Consider the following 15,555-nt stretch of genomic DNA (forward strand, 5'->3'; position numbering starts at 1 on the left):
TCGTCGGGGTTTCGGCGGCGGGGGTGCTGATGGTCGTGCTCACAGTGCTCGCGCCTCCGCGTAGTCGATCGTGTTGAGGTAGGCCCGGTCGAGTTCGGGCGTCGCCGCAGACTCGCGCGAGGTCGGCAGGCCGCGCCAGGCATGCACCCGCAGCGGGCCGACGACATAGTCGCGGCGAGGGTCGAGCGGATGCGGCACGTTGGCGAGCAGCACGAGCAGCGGCATTTCGGCGACGAGTGTGACGTGGGTGCCCGCACCGGCGCCGCCCTGGAAGGTGAGCTGCCCATCGTCTTCCACGCGCACGCCCTGGAAGAAGGAGACGCTCGGCGGCAGGTCGCGAGGGGAGAGGCCGTGCTTGGCGGAGGCGAGCGTGAAGAGCGAACGACCCGACGGTGCCGGGCCGAACGGTTCGGCCGTGCCGTATTTGCGCTCGTTGAACGCATCCGTCGTCGTGCCGCAGAAGGCGTCGTGGTGGCCGGAGGAGTCCTCGATGAGGGTGGCCAGCACGCGACCGTCCCCGGAGAGCAGCGGATGCCCCGTACCCAGGTAGGCCTGCCAGGGGATCTTGACGGTGTCGGCGACGTTGATGCGCTCCCACGGTTGGTCGGCGTTGTAAAGCAGGAGGTTCGCCGAAGCCTCGCCCGTCGGGTCGTCGAGTCGCAGCCGCGTTCCACGGGCGAGCACCTTGGAGGTGTAGCCGCCCGGGGCGACGGTCTCCGCCCATACGAGGTCGTCGGGGGCAACGCCCGCGGGGATGAACGGCGAGGTGGCGGCCGGCCGGTACGGCATGTACTCGGCGGTCAGCGCCGCGCGAGCGCGGGCATCCTCCCGCGCGGCGAGCACACTGTCTGTCGTATGGAACTGCGTAGTCGAAGGCATCGTGCCGTCGCTTTCTCTCAGGAGGCGGTGCGGACGTTCTCGGGCACGAGCGGGATGTCGGCCGTCACGGGCAGGTGGCGCAGCGTGATGGCCCCGTCGCGCGCTCGGTTGCGGAGGTGCACGAGCACCCCGATGCCGATCGTCGCCGCGATGAAGAGCAGCGCGCTCCACTGCAGCCACCACGTACCGCCGGTGAGGTCGTAGATCTCGGGCCGGGGCCAGGCCAGGTTGATGACCATGCCGATCTGGTAGGCGACCGCGACGGCGTTGATGGGGATCCCCCAGCGGCCGAGCGAGAACAGCGGCTTGCCGTCTTCATCGACACCGCCGGGAAAGCCGGTCGTACGATTCCGGATGCGTCGCACCAGCAGCGGGACCGTCACCCCGAGGTAGGCCAAGTACAGCATGGCGATGCAGAGACTCGAGAGGGCGGTGAAGATCGCCGCCTGGCCGAAGTTGATTGCGAGGGCGAGGGCGGCGCCCACTCCCACCACGATGCTGGCTGCCACCGGGGTACCGGTTCGGGGCGAGACCCGAGCCAAGGTGCGCCAGAAGGGGAGCGAGCGTTCCCGCGCCATGGAGTACACCATCCGCGAACCGGAGGTCTGCACGGCGAGCGTGCAGGCGAGTACCGCGACGGCGACCGTCGCGAGCAGGAGGCGGCCGAAGGTGGGTCCGAGGCGCTCGGTGAGCACGTAGGCCATGCCGCCCGAGGCGAGGTTGCCGTCGCTCAGGCTCGGAGCGGAGACGAGGGTCGCGAGGATGAGCAGGCCGCCGCCGAGTCCGGAGACGACGACGGCGCGAACGATGGTCTTCGAGATGGTCTTGCGAGGCGCGTGGGTCTCCTCCGCGAGCTCGCCGGCCGAGTCGAATCCGACGAGCACGTAGGCCGCCATGAGCGACGACGCCAGCCAGGCCCAGATGTAGGGGTCGTCGGTGGGAGCGGAGCCCTCCGTCGTGAACACCACTGAGGGGCTGCGCTCCGGGAGCAGGAAGAGGGCGACGATGAGCACGACGACGCCGATGATCTCGATGAGCACGCCCGTGCTCGTCACGAGTGCCATGAGGCGCACGCTCAGGATGTTGATGACCGTCGTGATGGCGAGCAGCGCGACGCCGAGAACGACGGCATTGCGTGCGCCGGTGTCGGATGTGAGGGTCGCATCCGCCGTCGGGCCGCCGATGATCTGGAAGCCGTCCCAGATGGAGGGAAGCACCGCTTGCAGCGCGATGGCGGCGACGGCGACGGTGAGGATCTGGGCGATGATCATGACCCAGCCGGTGAACCAGCCGAAGGTCGTGCCGGCCAAGCGGCTCGCCCACTGGAAGATCGCTCCCGAGATGGGCCAGCTCGCGGCGAGCTGGGCGAAGTTGAGCGCGACGAGCAACTGGCCGACGAAGACGAGCGGCCAGGTCCAGAAGAACGCGGCGCCGCCGATGCCGAACCCAAGTCCGAACAACTGGAAGACGGTCGTCAGGATCGACACGAACGAAAACCCCGCGGCGAACGACGAGAAGGAGCCCACGCCGCGGTGGAGTTCCTGAACATAGGCGGGCACTGCGAGCTCGGGGGAGGCCGTCGGTGCAGATGAGTGGAGCCGGGATGGTTCGTGGGTGCTCATGGCAAGCCTTCCGCGGTCGGACCGATACCTGTCAGTTGACAGGCTCACGTCACCATCGTCCGCGTGACCCGTTGCTACTGGATATCTCCCACGTAAATTGCGTGTTTCCGATGCGGCCCGCTGCGCGACCCACCGATTCTGCGGACTCGGCGTCGGGTCGCAACGAGCCCTCAGAAATCGTGGGTGCAAGTGCCACCGCACCCACCGAATCTGCGGGCTCGCAGACCAGCACCACCACATCTGCGGACTCGCGGAGGAGCACCCGCCGTTCTGCAGGCTCGGCATCCGCAGCGCTGAGAACGCAGGAATTGTGGGTGCACGCGTTGACCCACCCACCGAATCTGCGGGCTCGGCAACCAGCACCACCACATCTGCGGACTCGCAGAGGAGCACCCGCCGATTCTGCGGGGTCGGCATCCCCACCGGCGACAACGCAGAAATGGTGGGTGCAAGCGCGCGGACCCACCCGCCACTTCTGCGGGTTCGCATCACTCACGGATTCTGCGGGCTCGGCTTCCTCAGCGGCGAGAACGCAGGAATTGTGGGTGCACGCGCTGACTCACCCGCCATTTCTGCGGGTTTGCAATGCCGCACCCACCCAATCTGCGGGCTCGCCATGCCAGCACCCACCGAATCTGCGGACTCGGGAGCCCGCAACCGCGTCGGCCGAAGCCGCCGGGCTCAACCGTGGGCGGTGGCCCCCACGGACTCCGGCTCGGTCGCTGCGACCGGATCGGGGGCGTGGTGGCGGCGCTCCAGCGCAGAGCCCTCCACGTCGACGTTCGGCATGGCCTTGTCGAGCCAGCGCGGAATCCACCAGGCCGTGTTCCCCAGCAGGTGCATGAGCGCGGGCATGAGCAGCATCCGCACGACGAACGCGTCCACGAGCACGCCGAAGGCGAGGCCGAAGCCGATCGAGCGGATCATGGTCGACTCCGAGAAGATGAAGCCACCGAAGACGGAGACCATGATGAGGCCCGCCGCTGTGACGACCGAGCGGCCCGCCCGCACGCCGCGGGCCACCGCCAGACGTGCCGGCGCTCCGTGCGCGTAGGCCTCCCGCATGCCGGATGCGAGGAAGAGCTGGTAGTCCATCGCGAGGCCGAACAGGATGCCGACGAGGATCACCGGCAGGAAGCTCAGGATCGGACCGGTGTGGATGCCGAGCGCATCAGCTCCCCAGCCCCACTGGAACACGGCGACGATGGCGCCGAAGGTCGCGAACAGCGACAGGATGAACCCGCCCGTGGCGATGATCGGAACCAGCAGCGAACGGAACACGAGGATCATGATGAGCAACGAGAGCCCGACCACGACGGTCAGGTAGAGCGGCAGCACGGCGGCGAGGTTCGCCGAGATGTCGATGTTGATCGCGGCCTGGCCGGCGACACCGAGGGTGATGTCGCCGTCGATGGGCTCGAGGTTGCGCAGGTCGACCACGAGGTTCTCGGTCGAGACGCTGTTTGGACCGTGCTTCGGCACGACCTGGAATGCCGCCAGCCGCTTGTCGTCGGAGACGGCGATCGGCGCGACCGCCGCGACGTCCTTCTGGTCGGAGAGTGCCGTGGCGACGTCCGCCTGCGCCTGCAACACGGAATCGTCGTCGAGTCCGGCGGGCAGCTTCGCGGTCACGAGCAGCGGACCGGTCGCGCCCGCGCCGAACTCCTGCTCGGTCGTCGTGAAGGCCGTGTAGGTGGTCGATTCGACCGGCTCCGACGATCCGTCGGGCAGGCCGACACGCATCGAGAGAGCGGGCATGGCCACGATCAGCAGCGCGGCGGATGCGGCGAGCACCGTCACGATGGCCCGCCACGTCTTCATGGGCTTGGCCTTGGTGTCTTCGTGGTGCTCCTGGCCGATGCGCGCTCGGGCGCGGCGGCTCAGGATGCGGGTGCCGAGCTTGCCGAGGATAGCCGGCGTGAGGGTGACGGCGATGAGCACGGCGATGGCCACGCTGATGCCGCCGACCGTTCCCATGAGCCCGAGGAAGGGCACGCCCGTCACGTTGAGCGCGACAAGCGCCACGATCACGGTGGTCCCCGCGAAGACGACGGCATTGCCCGCGGTGCCATTGGCCAGGCCGACCGACTCCCGAACCTCGGCACCCTGCAGCAACTGCTTGCGGTGCCGGTTGATGATGAACAGGGAGTAGTCGATGCCCACGGCGAGCCCGAGCATGATGCCGAGAACCGGGGTGACGGATGCCATCTGAACGACACCTGAGAAGGCCAGCGCGCCGAGCGCGCCGATGGCGACACCCACGAGGGCGGTGACGAGGGGCAGCGCCGCCGCGATGACAGAGCCCAGCATCACGAGCAGCACGATGGCGGCGATGATGACGCCGACGAGCTCGCCGACTCCCACGATCGCGGGAACGCTCTGAGCGATGTCGGTCGAGAACGAGACCTCGACGCCGTCGATGGGCGTCGACTCGAAGTGCTCGACCGCGGCTTGCTTCGACTCCTCGGACAGCTCGAGGCGCGGCTTCGTGAACGCGATGTTGACGAGGGCGGTCGATCCGTCTTTCGAGACGACCTGGATGCCGTCAGAGAGGGCGAGCAGCTTCGAGCCCAGTTCCACCTTGGTGCTCTGGGTGGCGAGCTCCTTCTTCGAGGCGTCGATGCTCGCCTGTTGCTGGGTCAGCTGGGCCTGCTGGGCGTCGAGCTGGGCCTGCTGGGCGTCGAGGGCGGAGAGCTGCGCCGCAGATGCGCCGGCGGCCTCGGCCTGCTGGCGGGCGGCATCCAGCTGGGCCTTGCCGGCGTTCAGCTGGCTCTGGCCGGCGTCGAGCTGGGCCTGACCGGTATCCAGCTGTGCCTTCCCGTCGGTGATCTTCTGGGTGCCGTCGGCGAGCTGCTGCTGCTGGCCGGCGCGCTGCGCCTCGGTGTCGAAGGGGTCGACGACCTTCGCCACGTCGGGCAGGTCGGAGGCGTCGTCGACGAGAGTGCTGATCTCGCTCTTCTGCTCGTCGGTGAAGGGCGAGCCGTCGGTGGTCTGGTAGACGACCGTGCCCGAGGCACCGCTGAAGTCGGGGAGCTTCTTCTGGAGTTCTTCGATGACGGCGCCGGATGCGGTACCGGGGATGTCGAAACTGGTCGTCAGTCCCTTGAAGCCGACGGCGAACCCGACGGCCGCGATGGCGATCACGAGCACCCATGCCCCGATGACGGTCCACGCGCGCCGCGCCGCGAACTTGCCCAACCGATAAAGCAGCTCAGCCATTGCCTTGGTCCTCTCGAAGCCTCAACGCAATAATACGGAACGGTTCGTCTCGTTATTGTGAATACAATGTGAGCATGTCCGACCAGCGACGAGGACCGGTGCGCAGCGAAGCGGCCCGGCGAGCGATTCTCGAGGCGACGGCGCGCCTGTTCGCGGCGGCGGGATACGACCACCTCACGATCGAGGGAGTCGCGGCCGAAGCCGGTGTCGGAAAGCAGACGATCTACCGCTGGTGGGCCTCGAAGGGTGCCCTCGTGGCGGACTGCCTGCTCGAGGGGCTGCTGCTCCCCGACCGCTTCGAGCCCCCGAGCACCGGCGACATCCGTGCCGACCTGACGGCCTGGCTCGACGAGATTCTCGAACTGCTCGATCAGCCTCTTGGTGAGGCGCTCATCCGCTCGCTCATCGCCGCCGCCGCGGAGCACGCCGACGTCGGCCGACGCCTCTACGACAGCCTCGGCGTCGCGTCGTCACTGTCGGAGCGGCTCGAGCGAGCCATCGCCGACGGCGACCTGCGTCGCGATGCCCCGATCCAGGAGATCGGCGAGGCTCTCGTGGGGGCGCTGATCTTCCGCGCCCTCAGCAGGCTTCCGGTCGAGGCCGGTACGGCGGCTCGGCTCGTGAGCGTTGCCCTTCCAGACGACTGAGAAGGACCGATCAGCCGATCGGCGGGTTCTCGACGGTGATCGTCTGCAGCGGATCATTCAGGTTCATCTCCGTGGCGACCTCGACTCCGTTCAGACGGACCTTCTGAAACACCACGAGTGTCTCACCCGCTAACGAGGCCGGCACCGTGAAGTCGATCGTGATGGTTCCGGCCGGCGCGACCGGCGTGAACGTTCGGGTCGCCACGATTCCCGTGCCACCACCGGTTGACTGGTCCATCAACTCTCCGGCGAGTTCGTACGTTGCTCCGGGCGTCAGGTTCGAGAAGGTGACCGTATCGGTGATCATGCCCCCGTTATAGCTGAGCACTCGATCCCCGTCGGCCTGGTCGACCGCCGACGTGCTGATGACAGCGGGTGGTGGAGTGGTGTTGAAGTGGATCGTCTGGTTCGCATCGTTGAAATCGGTGTGCTGGGCGACGACCGTTGCGCCATCCAGAATCGTCTCGAAGACGACGAGATCCTTCCCGTCGTACCCGGCGGGCACGATGAACGTGTTCGTCGTCGTTCCGGCTGGCGCGGCTGCCGTGAAGACGCGGGTGGAGGTGATGCCTGTGCTCGAGCCGGTCGCCTTGTCCATGAGGACTCCGACGAGCGTGTACGACCGGCCAGCGGTCAGTCCGGTGAACGCGATCGTGTCGGTGATCGTGCCGCCTCCCGTCGGCAGGGTTCGATCGCCGTCGGCGGCGTCGACGGCCGATGTGGTCACTGTGGGCAGTGGCGGTGGCGGGAGTGCGACGTGAATGGTCTGCTCGACGTCGTCGGGCGCATCCTCTCGGGCGATGACCGTATCGCCGTCGTACAAGATCTCCGACACCACGAGATCCAGCCCAGCGAAACCGGGGCCTACCGTGAACTCGACTGTCGTAACGCCGTCGGCCACTGTTGGCGTGAACGAGGTCGTGGCCGTTATGCCGACGCTGACGCCGGTCGCCGCGTTCAGCAGCACGCCGTCGAGCCGATAGAGCCGACCGACGACGAGGCCGGCGTATTGGACCGTGTCGATGATCGTGCCACCTACGGCGGGAAGCGTCTTGTCGCCGTCAGCCGCATCCGTGGCGATCGTGGAGATCGTCGGTGTCGCCGGCGGAGGTGTCGGGGTTGGGGTGGGGGTAGGTGCGGGCGCAGGGGGAGCGTCGGGCGTCGCCGACTGCGCGCAGGGTTCGGCGGCGGATGCACTGGGTGCTGCTGCGAACTGCGCCGTGCCCAAGAGGACCAGCAGCACAGCTCCGACGGCCACGGTGTTCGCGTGGGAGCGTCCGCGGCCCAAGATGACGAGCCCCGCACCGATCGCGAGCACCACCGCCGCAATCATCAGCAGCACGCCGCCGGTCGACCCGGTCGCGGCCAGCGCGCATTGGCTGGTCATCGGACTGCGCCCCGGGCAACCATGCCGAGCCGAATGTCATTCTCGCGACCGTGGACCCCCGTCACGCGCCTCACGATACTCCTGAGAATCACTCAGGTCACGTGAGATCGCGCCAGACTCCCGGTCGTTGATGCACGCCGACCGGCGACCGGCTCAGGCGGCGCTCGGCAGGGTCAGGTGCACGCCCTGTCGGCCACCGTCGACGTCGATGACGGTTCCGTGCACGAACGACGCGTCATCGGAGGCCAGATAGACCGCCGCAGCCGCGATCGCGGACGGATGCCCGGCGGTGCCGGCCGGGGTGCCCGACATCAGGGCCTCGCCGGCGAACTCGGCCCCGCCGTCGGTCTCCGGTGGTCGGATCACGCCCGGTGAGATGGCGTTCACCCGAACCCCGCGGGCACCGAACTCGGCGGCCCAGGCGCGGGTGAGAGTCTCGATCGCCCCCTTCGACGCGCTGTAAAGGGCGCTCGAGGGCAGGCCGCGACGGGTGATCCACGAGCCGAGGTTGATCACGGTTCCGCCGCCGGCCTCGATCATCGCTGGCGCGAGGGCCTGCGTCAGGAAGAACGGCGCTTTGACGTTAACCCCGAAGATGCGGTCGAACAGCTCGCCGTTCGCGCTCTGAGTCGAGTGCGGCGGATAGACGCCGGCGTTGTTGACGAGGATGTCGACGCGTCCGCCGAGCAGCGCGAGCGCCTTCTCCGCGAGCAGCCGACTCTCCTGCGGTGAGCCATCGAGGTCGGCGCGTGCGAAGTCCGCCCGGCCGCCCCGGTCGCGGATGGAGGCGACGACGTCCTCGCCGCGCACGGAATTGCGGCCGGAGACGATCACGTGCGCACCTTCTCTCGCGAAGGCACTCGCGATCGCGCGTCCGATGTTGCTCGTGGAGCCGGTGACGAGGGCGGTCTTTCCGTTCAATCTCTGAGTCATGACGGCGACATTAGGAGCGCATTTCTGGACTAGCAAGTCCAATCGCGGGGTATTCTCAAAGCATGGCACTGACGAGCAAGGGTGCGGCGACCCGGCAGCGGATCATCGAGGGCGCAGCGAGCCACCTTCGCGAGACGGAGTTCGAGGAGATGACCCTCGACGACGTACTGGCGGCCACGCGCACGAGCAAGGGTCAGCTCTTCCACTACTTTCCCGGTGGCAAAGACGAGCTGCTGCTCGCCGTCATGCGTTCCGAGGCGAACCGCGTGTTGGCCGACCAGCAACCGCACCTCGATAACCTCACCACGTGGGCGGCATGGGACAGCTGGCGAGCCGCGCTCCTCGAGCGCTATCGGGCGCAGGGCACGGCGTGCCCGCTGAACTCGCTCATCGGTCAACTCGGACGCACCCCCGGTGCGAGAGAGGTCACCCGCGCCCTGCTCTCGCAGTGGCAGGAGCACCTGGCCACCGGCATCCGCTCGATGCAGCGATCGGGATCGATGAGCGCCGACCGCGACGCCGACTACCTCGCGGCAGCGCTGCTCGCCGGTATTCAGGGCGGCGTCATCGTCATGTGGTCGACGGGAAGCACCGACCATCTCGCGTCGGCGCTCGACGTGCTCTTCGACAGCATGAGCTCACCCGAGCGGGCAGCGGCCGTGCAGGCCGGCCTCAGCTGTTGATGCGGATGATCTCCTCCTGGTACGGCGCGATCACGGCGCCCGAGACCCGCAGGTCGAGCAGGAGGAACGGGCGCTCGCTCGGGAGCCGAGCCGCCCAGTCGGCGACGACGTCCAGGTCGGCCGGCGTGCGTACGACAACCCCCTGAGCACCCACCGCGACGGCGAGGGCGGCGAAGTCCACCTCGGGGATGCGCATCGGTTCCTGCGCGAGGCCCTTCAGCCCGTAGAGGTGGACCTCGGCCCCGTAGGCCGCGTCATTCCAGACCACGGCGATGCCGCGCCCCGCGGCAACGCGAACCGCGGTCTCGAGGTCGGCGAGTGCCATGAGGCCGCCGCCGTCTCCGGTCGTGAGCACGATGATCGACTCCGGATGCGCGAGTGCGGCGCCCGCGACACTCGGGAAGCCGAGACCGATGGACTGGTAGGCGGTGCCGACCATCAGCATCCGGTCGGGAGAGGCGACCGGCCAGTACATGTTCGCCCAGCCGATGAAATGGCCGCCATCGGAGATGACCACACGGTCGGAGGGGAGCAGCGCCGCGATCCGGGCAGCAGCGCTGCGTGGGTCGAGGCGCCCGTCGGGTGCGAGGCCGTCGCCGAGTGGGCGCTCGCGCAGGGCCGCGACGTCGAGCGACTCGCGCCATCCCGAGGGCGAGGCGTCGAGCGTGCGGAGCTCGTCGACGAGCAACTCGGCGACCACGCCGGCGTCGCCACGTATATAGGAGCCGACATGCGGATGCGTGGCAGCCGGCGCGGTGTCCACCTGGATGACCCGGGTGCCCGGCGCGAAGAGGTCGCCGAAGCGCATGGTGAACTGGTTGAGGGAGGCGCCGAAGACGACCGCGACATCGGCTTCGCGCACCGTCTCCATCGCCGCTTCGGCACCGAAACCGCCGGCGACGCCGAGGTCGTACCGCTCGTCGGGGAACACGCCCCGCCCGAGGGCCGTCGAGGTGGTGAGTGCGCCGACGGCGGTGGCGAGTTCGCCGAGCGCCTCCCCGGCCGAGGCGAGCCACGCGCCGCGGCCCGCCAGCAGCACCGGCCGGCGCGCGGAGGCCAGGGCGGCTGCGGCATCGGCGACCGCGGCTCGGGAGAACGGTCCGGCGGGCCCGATCGGTGCCGGAAGGGCGAGCGGAACCGCATCCGGCACCGGCCCGGCTTCGCGTGTCGCCACGTCGTAGGGGATGGCGAGCACGGTGGGCACCCGGTAGGTGAGCGCGTGCTCGACGGCGATCGCGGTCGTGGCCGCGGCGTCGGCTCGCCCCACCGTGTACGTTCGGGCGCCCACGGCCGAGGCCAGGGCGATCTGGTCGACGTCCCACGGCCGCGGGCCCGAGGTCGGTTCGTCGCCGACGACGAGGATGAGGGGCACGTGCGCCTGCACGGCCTCGGCGAGGGCGGTCAGCGTGTTCGTGAAACCGGCGCCGTAGGTCGCGGTCGCGGCGGCGAGACGCCCCGAGGCGCGGTGGTAGGCGTCGGCGGCGACGACCGCGCCCGCCTCGTGCCGCACGGCGGTGTACTGCACGGACCCGCTGCGCTCGAGGGCGTCGATGAAGTAGGCGTTGCCGTTGCCCATGACGCCGAAGACGTGGTCGACGTGGCGCGAGAGGGTGTCGGCGACGTGGGTGGAGACGGAGGGCATGGCGAAGCCTTTCGAGACGACGGAGGAGAGTCCGTATGTGTCTCGCGCGCCGCATCCGGCCGCTTCGTGCCCTTTTTTCGAGCATCGCCTCGAGGGCGGACAGCGACAGCTTAGACCGCGTGGTTGCTCCGGAAAAGGCGGTCTTCTATCATCGAGTGAGCGGTATGAGAATTCCTCGTTCGATTATCGAACGGCCATCACAATGATGTGAGGAGCACCAGTGCAGTTTCACCACCACGGCTATGTCTCGGGAGACCCGCGCATCCAGCCGGCGGCCGGCGTCGGCGTCGACCGGCCCGCTGAGCTTCCGGATGCGGTCGACGTGCTCATCGTCGGCTCCGGACCGGCGGGGATGATCGCCGCCGCTCAGCTCGCTCAGTTCCCCACCGTGACCACGCGCATCGTCGAGCGCCGCCCCGGCCGGTTGGAGATCGGGCAGGCCGACGGCATCCAGGCGCGCAGTGTCGAGACGTTCCAGGCGTTCGGGTTCGCGGAGCGCATCGTCGCAGAGGCGTACCGCATCACCGAGATGGCCTTCTGGAAGCCGGATCCCGCCGATCCCGCGCGCATCGTTCGGGCCACGCGGGCCGTCGACGATCCGAGCGGCATCAGCGAGTTCCCGCACCTTCTCGTCAACCAGGCGCGCGTGCTGGATTACTTCGCGGAGTTCGCCGCGCACTCGCCGGCTCGCGTGCGACCCGACTACGGACTGCAGTTCGAGGGGCTCGAGATCGCTGACGAGGGGGAGTACCCGGTCACGGTCACCCTGTCGCACACGTCGGGTCCGCGAGAGGGGGAGCAGCGCACGGTGCGCGCGAAGTACGTGCTCGGCGCGGATGGCGCGCGCAGCCGCGTGCGGGCGGCGATCGGCTGTCACATGGAAGGCGATCAGGCCAACCACGCGTGGGGCGTCATGGACGTGCTGGCCGTCACCGACTTCCCCGACATCCGCACGAAGTGCTCCATCCAGTCGGAGGCGGGCAACATCCTGCTCATCCCCCGCGAGGGGGGCTACCTCTTCCGCATGTACGTCGATCTCGGCGAGGTCGGCGAGGCCGACTCCCGCGCCGTGCGCTCCACGCCCATCGAGCAGATCATCGCCCGGGCGAACGAGATTCTGCATCCGTACACCCTCGACGTGAAGGATGTCGCCTGGCACAGCGTGTACGAGGTGGGGCACCGGCTCACCGACCGATTCGATGATGTTCCGGTCGAGGTGGCCGGCTCGCGCACTCCGCGCGTCTTCATCGCCGGCGACGCCTGCCACACCCACAGCGCCAAGGCGGGCCAGGGCATGAACGTGTCGCTGCAGGACGGCTTCAACCTGGGCTGGAAGCTCGGTCACGTGCTCGAGGGACGGAGTCCCGAGTCGCTGCTGGCGACCTACTCCGCTGAGCGCCAGGTGGTCGCGCAGAACCTCATCGACTTCGACAAGCAGTGGTCGAGCCTCATGGCCACCAAGCCGGAGGACCTCGACGACCCGTCCGAGCTCGAGGACTTCTACGTGCGCACGGCAGAGTTTCCCGCGGGCTTCATGACGGAGTACGCCCCCTCTCTCATCACGGGGGTGCCGGTGCACCAGGAGTGCGCGGCCGGCTTCCCGATCGGAAAACGCTTCCGCTCGGAGCCCGTTCGTCGGGTCTGCGATGGGAACGACGTGCACCTCGGACACCTCGCGACCGCCGACGGCCGTTGGCGCATCTACGTGTTCGCGGATGCCGCATGCGCCGGCGAGGACTCCCCGGTCGCCCACCTGGCCGAATGGCTCGAGCATGACTCGGCGTCACCCCTCGCGGCGACGCCCGCAGGCGCCGACCCGGATGCCTGGTTCGACGTGAAGGTGATCTATCAGCAGCCCCACACCGAGGTCGATATCACGAGCGTTCCCGCGGTGTTCCGGCCACGGGTGGGGCCGTTCGCACTCATCGACCTCGAGAAGGTGTTCGCCGCCGATCCCGACCGCGACGTCTTCGCCGTGCGCCGTATCGATCGTGAAGGGGCGGTCGTCATCGTTCGGCCGGACCAGTACGTGGCCAACGTGCTGCCCCTTACGGCGACGGATGAGCTGGCCGCGTTCTTCGCGCCGATCCTGGCCACGCGCGTGGCGGCGGTGCACTGAGCGGAGGCCGACCGGGACCGATGGGCAGAACGGAGGGCTTGGGTCAGCCGCCCAGGGCGTCGCGGATCGCGCGCGAGGCGGTGCTCAGGCGTTCCGCGATGGCGGCATCGCTTCGTTCGCTCGAGACGTAGACCACCGCGATGGCCGCCGGCTGCCCGCTCGGAAGCCTGAGCGGAACCGCGACGGAGCGCAGGCCCGGGATGACCTCGTCGTGGCTGATGGCAAAGCCGTTCCCGAGCACCGCATCCAGCTCGGCGCGGCGCTCGCCGTCGAGATCGGCCGGCCAGCGATCGGCTGGCAGCAGTGCCCTCACGACCTTGCCCGGAGCGCCAACGCCCACGGAATGACGGGTTCCCGGGCGCTGCGCCACCGACGCGATCGCGTGGCGCGGTTCGACGCTCGTGAGCGTCACGACCTCGTCGCCGTCGAGCACCGCGAGAAAGCAGGTCATGCCCAACTCATTGGCGGCGCTCGTCAGTTCGGGCAGCGCCTCGGCCTGCAGGTCGTGGGCGACGCCCGCTGCCAGGGCGGCCAGTCGTGCTCCGAGCGTGATGCGGCCGGCCGCATCCCGAACGGTGAGCCGATGCTCTTCGAGCGTGCGCACCAAGCGGTAGGCGACCGATCGATGCACCCCCAGGCGCTGGGCGACTTCGTCGATCGAGAGCGGCTGCCGAGCGTCGGCGAGAATCTCGAGCACCCGGATGCCACGGGAGAGGGTCTGCGAGTGCGGTGCGGAGGCGGCTTCTGTGGCTCCAGTGCTCACGCGCTTCTCCGATCCGGGGCCGATCGCCGACGGGTCATCGGGCTCCGGTGACTCGCGTTCGATTATAGAACGGGGTGGGAGGGGCTCAGTAGCTCGCCGGCCCGCGGCCGGCGGCGTCTCCGATGAAATCGGCGGCCAGCCGTTCGCTGCCGCGGGCCAGGAGGGCGACATCCGCCCCCACCAACAGGAAGGCGGCCCCGGCTCTTGCGTACTCCCGCGCAACCCCGGGATCGAACGCGTTCACTCCGACGGGCTTTCCGGCGGAGCGCACGGCGTCGATCGTGGCCCGCACGGCGGCGCGCACGTCGGGATGCGTCTGCTCGCCGAGCAGGCCCATCGAGGCCGCGAGGTCGGAAGGTCCGACGAAGACCCCGTCGATGCCGTCGAGTGCGGCGATCTCGGCGGCGGCGCTCACACCCTCCACCGTCTCGATCTGCACGAACAGGGCCGTGTGGTCGTCGGCGTCCGCCAGGTAGTTCTCGACACGATTCCAGCGCGCCGACCGCGCGAGTGCACTGCCGACACCGCGGCGGCCGCGGGGAGGGTAGCGCACCGCCTCGACGAGTGCGCGGGCCTCGTTGATCGTCGACACCATCGGAACGAGGATGCTCTGCGCACCGAGGTCGAGCACCTGCTTGATGGTGACGGCATCCGCGGCCGGAACCCGCACGACGGGAGTCACCGGGTAGCCGGAGACGGCGTGCAGTTGGGCGAGCGAGGACTCGAGGCCGTTCGGCGCGTGCTCCATGTCTATGAGAAGCCAATCCAGCCCGCTGCCGGCGCAGATCTCGGCGACGAGCGGGCTGCCCGAGCAGGCCCACATGCCGTAGAGCGGGCGGTCGGCGTCGGCGAGACGGTGCCGAAGGGTGCGGGCTAGGCGAAGCGGCATGCGATGGTTCCCAACGGTCCGTAGTCGGCGAGCACGGTGTCGCCCTTCTCGACCCAGAGGGGCCGGGTGAACGAGCCGGCAAGCACCAGTTCGCCGGCCTCCAAGCGGTCGCCGTGGGAGGCGAGCTTGCCGGCGAGCCAGGCGACGCCGTTCGCGGGGTGGTTCAGCACGGCGGCCGCCACACCGGATTCCTCGATGGTCTCGTTGCGGTAGAGCAGCGCCGACACCCAGCGCAGGTCGACCTCGCCGGGGGCGACCGGATTGCCGCCGTAGACCATGCCGCCGAGCGCCGCGTTGTCGCTGATGGTGTCGACGATGGTGCGCCCCTGCAGCTCGATGCGGGAGGAGAGGATCTCGAGGGCGGGAACCACGAACTCGGTGGCGCGAAGCACATCGAAGACCGTGGCATCCGGGCCCTCGATCGGCTCGGCCAGCACGAAGGCGAGCTCGACCTCGATGCGCACGTTCGAGAAGCGGTCATGCGGGATGACGGCGCCGTTCTCGTAGACCTGGTCGGCGAAGATGGCCCCGTAGTCGGGCTCGGTGATGCCCGTGGCGGCCTGCATCACCTTGGAGGTCAGGCCGATCTTTCGCCCGACCGGGCGACGCCCCGCCTCGATGCCGCGCCGACGCCACTCGTTCTGCACCGCGTACGAATCCTCGACGTCCATGCCGGGGTAGCGGGCCGTGAGCAGGGGCACCGTGGTGCGCTCACGCTCGGCGGCGGCGAGCTCGTCGGCGATCGCCGTGATCGTTGCGGCATCCAGCATGC

At 69.0% G+C, this 15,555-nt stretch carries 12 protein-coding genes; 3 read left to right on the forward strand and 9 right to left on the reverse strand.

What is annotated here, in order from left to right:
• Window positions 1-39: 39 nt before the first annotated feature.
• The 3 genes from WDJ51_RS10650 to WDJ51_RS10660 all read right to left on the reverse strand — a co-directional run bounded on the left by WDJ51_RS10650 (window position 40) and on the right by WDJ51_RS10660 (window position 5,720).
• A complete protein-coding gene (locus WDJ51_RS10650; protein ID WP_337852436.1) occupies window positions 40-879 on the reverse strand; it encodes an urea amidolyase associated protein UAAP1 in 840 nt (279 codons plus the stop codon).
• A gap of 17 nt (window positions 880-896) precedes the next feature.
• Window positions 897-2,501, reverse strand: coding sequence for an APC family permease (locus WDJ51_RS10655; RefSeq protein WP_337852437.1), 1,605 nt, complete (start codon window positions 2,499-2,501; stop codon window positions 897-899).
• A 681-nt stretch (window positions 2,502-3,182) separates the two neighbouring features.
• Window positions 3,183-5,720 carry an MMPL family transporter gene (locus WDJ51_RS10660; protein WP_337852438.1) on the reverse strand — a complete coding sequence of 846 codons (2,538 nt, stop codon included), beginning with the start codon at window positions 5,718-5,720 and terminating at the stop codon, window positions 3,183-3,185.
• Between the two features lie 74 nt (window positions 5,721-5,794).
• Between WDJ51_RS10660 and WDJ51_RS10665 the strand changes: the two genes are divergently transcribed.
• A complete protein-coding gene (locus tag WDJ51_RS10665; RefSeq protein ID WP_337852439.1) occupies window positions 5,795-6,367 on the forward strand; it encodes a TetR/AcrR family transcriptional regulator in 573 nt (190 codons plus the stop codon).
• A gap of 10 nt (window positions 6,368-6,377) precedes the next feature.
• On the opposite strand, the gene WDJ51_RS10670 is transcribed toward WDJ51_RS10665, so the two are convergent.
• Both WDJ51_RS10670 and WDJ51_RS10675 read right to left on the reverse strand, forming a co-directional pair.
• Complete coding sequence (locus WDJ51_RS10670; RefSeq protein ID WP_337852440.1) at window positions 6,378-7,754, reverse strand: VaFE repeat-containing surface-anchored protein; 1,377 nt, start codon at window positions 7,752-7,754, stop codon at window positions 6,378-6,380.
• Window positions 7,755-7,907: 153 nt separating this feature from the next.
• Window positions 7,908-8,687, reverse strand: a complete 780-nt coding sequence (locus WDJ51_RS10675; RefSeq protein ID WP_337852441.1) for an SDR family NAD(P)-dependent oxidoreductase — start codon at window positions 8,685-8,687, stop codon at window positions 7,908-7,910.
• A 62-nt stretch (window positions 8,688-8,749) separates the two neighbouring features.
• Between WDJ51_RS10675 and WDJ51_RS10680 the strand changes: the two genes are divergently transcribed.
• Window positions 8,750-9,370, forward strand: a complete 621-nt coding sequence (locus WDJ51_RS10680) for a TetR/AcrR family transcriptional regulator (protein ID WP_337852442.1) — start codon at window positions 8,750-8,752, stop codon at window positions 9,368-9,370.
• Here the strand turns inward: WDJ51_RS10680 and WDJ51_RS10685 are convergent.
• Window positions 9,360-11,012, reverse strand: a complete 1,653-nt coding sequence (locus WDJ51_RS10685; RefSeq protein WP_337852443.1) for a thiamine pyrophosphate-binding protein — start codon at window positions 11,010-11,012, stop codon at window positions 9,360-9,362. The genes WDJ51_RS10680 and WDJ51_RS10685 overlap by 11 nt on opposite strands.
• 220 nt (window positions 11,013-11,232) lie before the next feature.
• On the opposite strand from WDJ51_RS10685, the gene WDJ51_RS10690 reads away from it, so the two are divergent.
• Window positions 11,233-13,131, forward strand: a complete 1,899-nt coding sequence (locus WDJ51_RS10690; RefSeq protein ID WP_337852444.1) for an FAD-binding monooxygenase — start codon at window positions 11,233-11,235, stop codon at window positions 13,129-13,131.
• Window positions 13,132-13,174: 43 nt separating this feature from the next.
• Here WDJ51_RS10690 and WDJ51_RS10695 read toward each other — a convergent pair whose 3' ends face one another.
• The 3 genes from WDJ51_RS10695 to hpaH form a co-directional block, all read right to left on the reverse strand.
• Window positions 13,175-13,894, reverse strand: coding sequence for an IclR family transcriptional regulator (locus WDJ51_RS10695; RefSeq protein ID WP_337852445.1), 720 nt, complete (start codon window positions 13,892-13,894; stop codon window positions 13,175-13,177).
• Between the two features lie 85 nt (window positions 13,895-13,979).
• Complete coding sequence (locus WDJ51_RS10700) at window positions 13,980-14,783, reverse strand: HpcH/HpaI aldolase family protein (RefSeq protein WP_337852446.1); 804 nt, start codon at window positions 14,781-14,783, stop codon at window positions 13,980-13,982.
• Window positions 14,768-15,553 carry a 2-oxo-hept-4-ene-1,7-dioate hydratase gene (gene hpaH / locus WDJ51_RS10705; RefSeq protein ID WP_337852447.1) on the reverse strand — a complete coding sequence of 262 codons (786 nt, stop codon included), beginning with the start codon at window positions 15,551-15,553 and terminating at the stop codon, window positions 14,768-14,770. Before hpaH ends, WDJ51_RS10700 begins: the two co-directional genes overlap by 16 nt.
• Window positions 15,554-15,555: the final 2 nt, after the last annotated feature.

Origin of the sequence: Rathayibacter sp. YIM 133350 (assembly GCF_037404875.1) — a bacterium.
In the GTDB taxonomy this organism is placed as follows: Bacteria; Actinomycetota; Actinomycetes; order Actinomycetales; family Microbacteriaceae; genus Orlajensenia.

Excerpts from the sequence above, each read along its gene's own strand:
- WDJ51_RS10650 (WP_337852436.1), bottom strand. The coding sequence starts at position 879 with ATGCCTTCGACTACGCAGTTCCATACGACAGACAGTGTGCTCGCCGCG.
- WDJ51_RS10655 (WP_337852437.1), bottom strand. The coding sequence starts at position 2,501 with ATGAGCACCCACGAACCATCCCGGCTCCACTCATCTGCACCGACGGCC.
- WDJ51_RS10660 (WP_337852438.1), bottom strand. The coding sequence starts at position 5,720 with ATGGCTGAGCTGCTTTATCGGTTGGGCAAGTTCGCGGCGCGGCGCGCG.
- WDJ51_RS10665 (WP_337852439.1), top strand. The coding sequence starts at position 5,795 with ATGTCCGACCAGCGACGAGGACCGGTGCGCAGCGAAGCGGCCCGGCGA.
- WDJ51_RS10670 (WP_337852440.1), bottom strand. The coding sequence starts at position 7,754 with ATGACCAGCCAATGCGCGCTGGCCGCGACCGGGTCGACCGGCGGCGTG.
- WDJ51_RS10675 (WP_337852441.1), bottom strand. The coding sequence starts at position 8,687 with ATGACTCAGAGATTGAACGGAAAGACCGCCCTCGTCACCGGCTCCACG.
- WDJ51_RS10680 (WP_337852442.1), top strand. The coding sequence starts at position 8,750 with ATGGCACTGACGAGCAAGGGTGCGGCGACCCGGCAGCGGATCATCGAG.
- WDJ51_RS10685 (WP_337852443.1), bottom strand. The coding sequence starts at position 11,012 with ATGCCCTCCGTCTCCACCCACGTCGCCGACACCCTCTCGCGCCACGTC.
- WDJ51_RS10700 (WP_337852446.1), bottom strand. The coding sequence starts at position 14,783 with ATGCCGCTTCGCCTAGCCCGCACCCTTCGGCACCGTCTCGCCGACGCC.
- hpaH (WP_337852447.1), bottom strand. The coding sequence starts at position 15,553 with ATGCTGGATGCCGCAACGATCACGGCGATCGCCGACGAGCTCGCCGCC.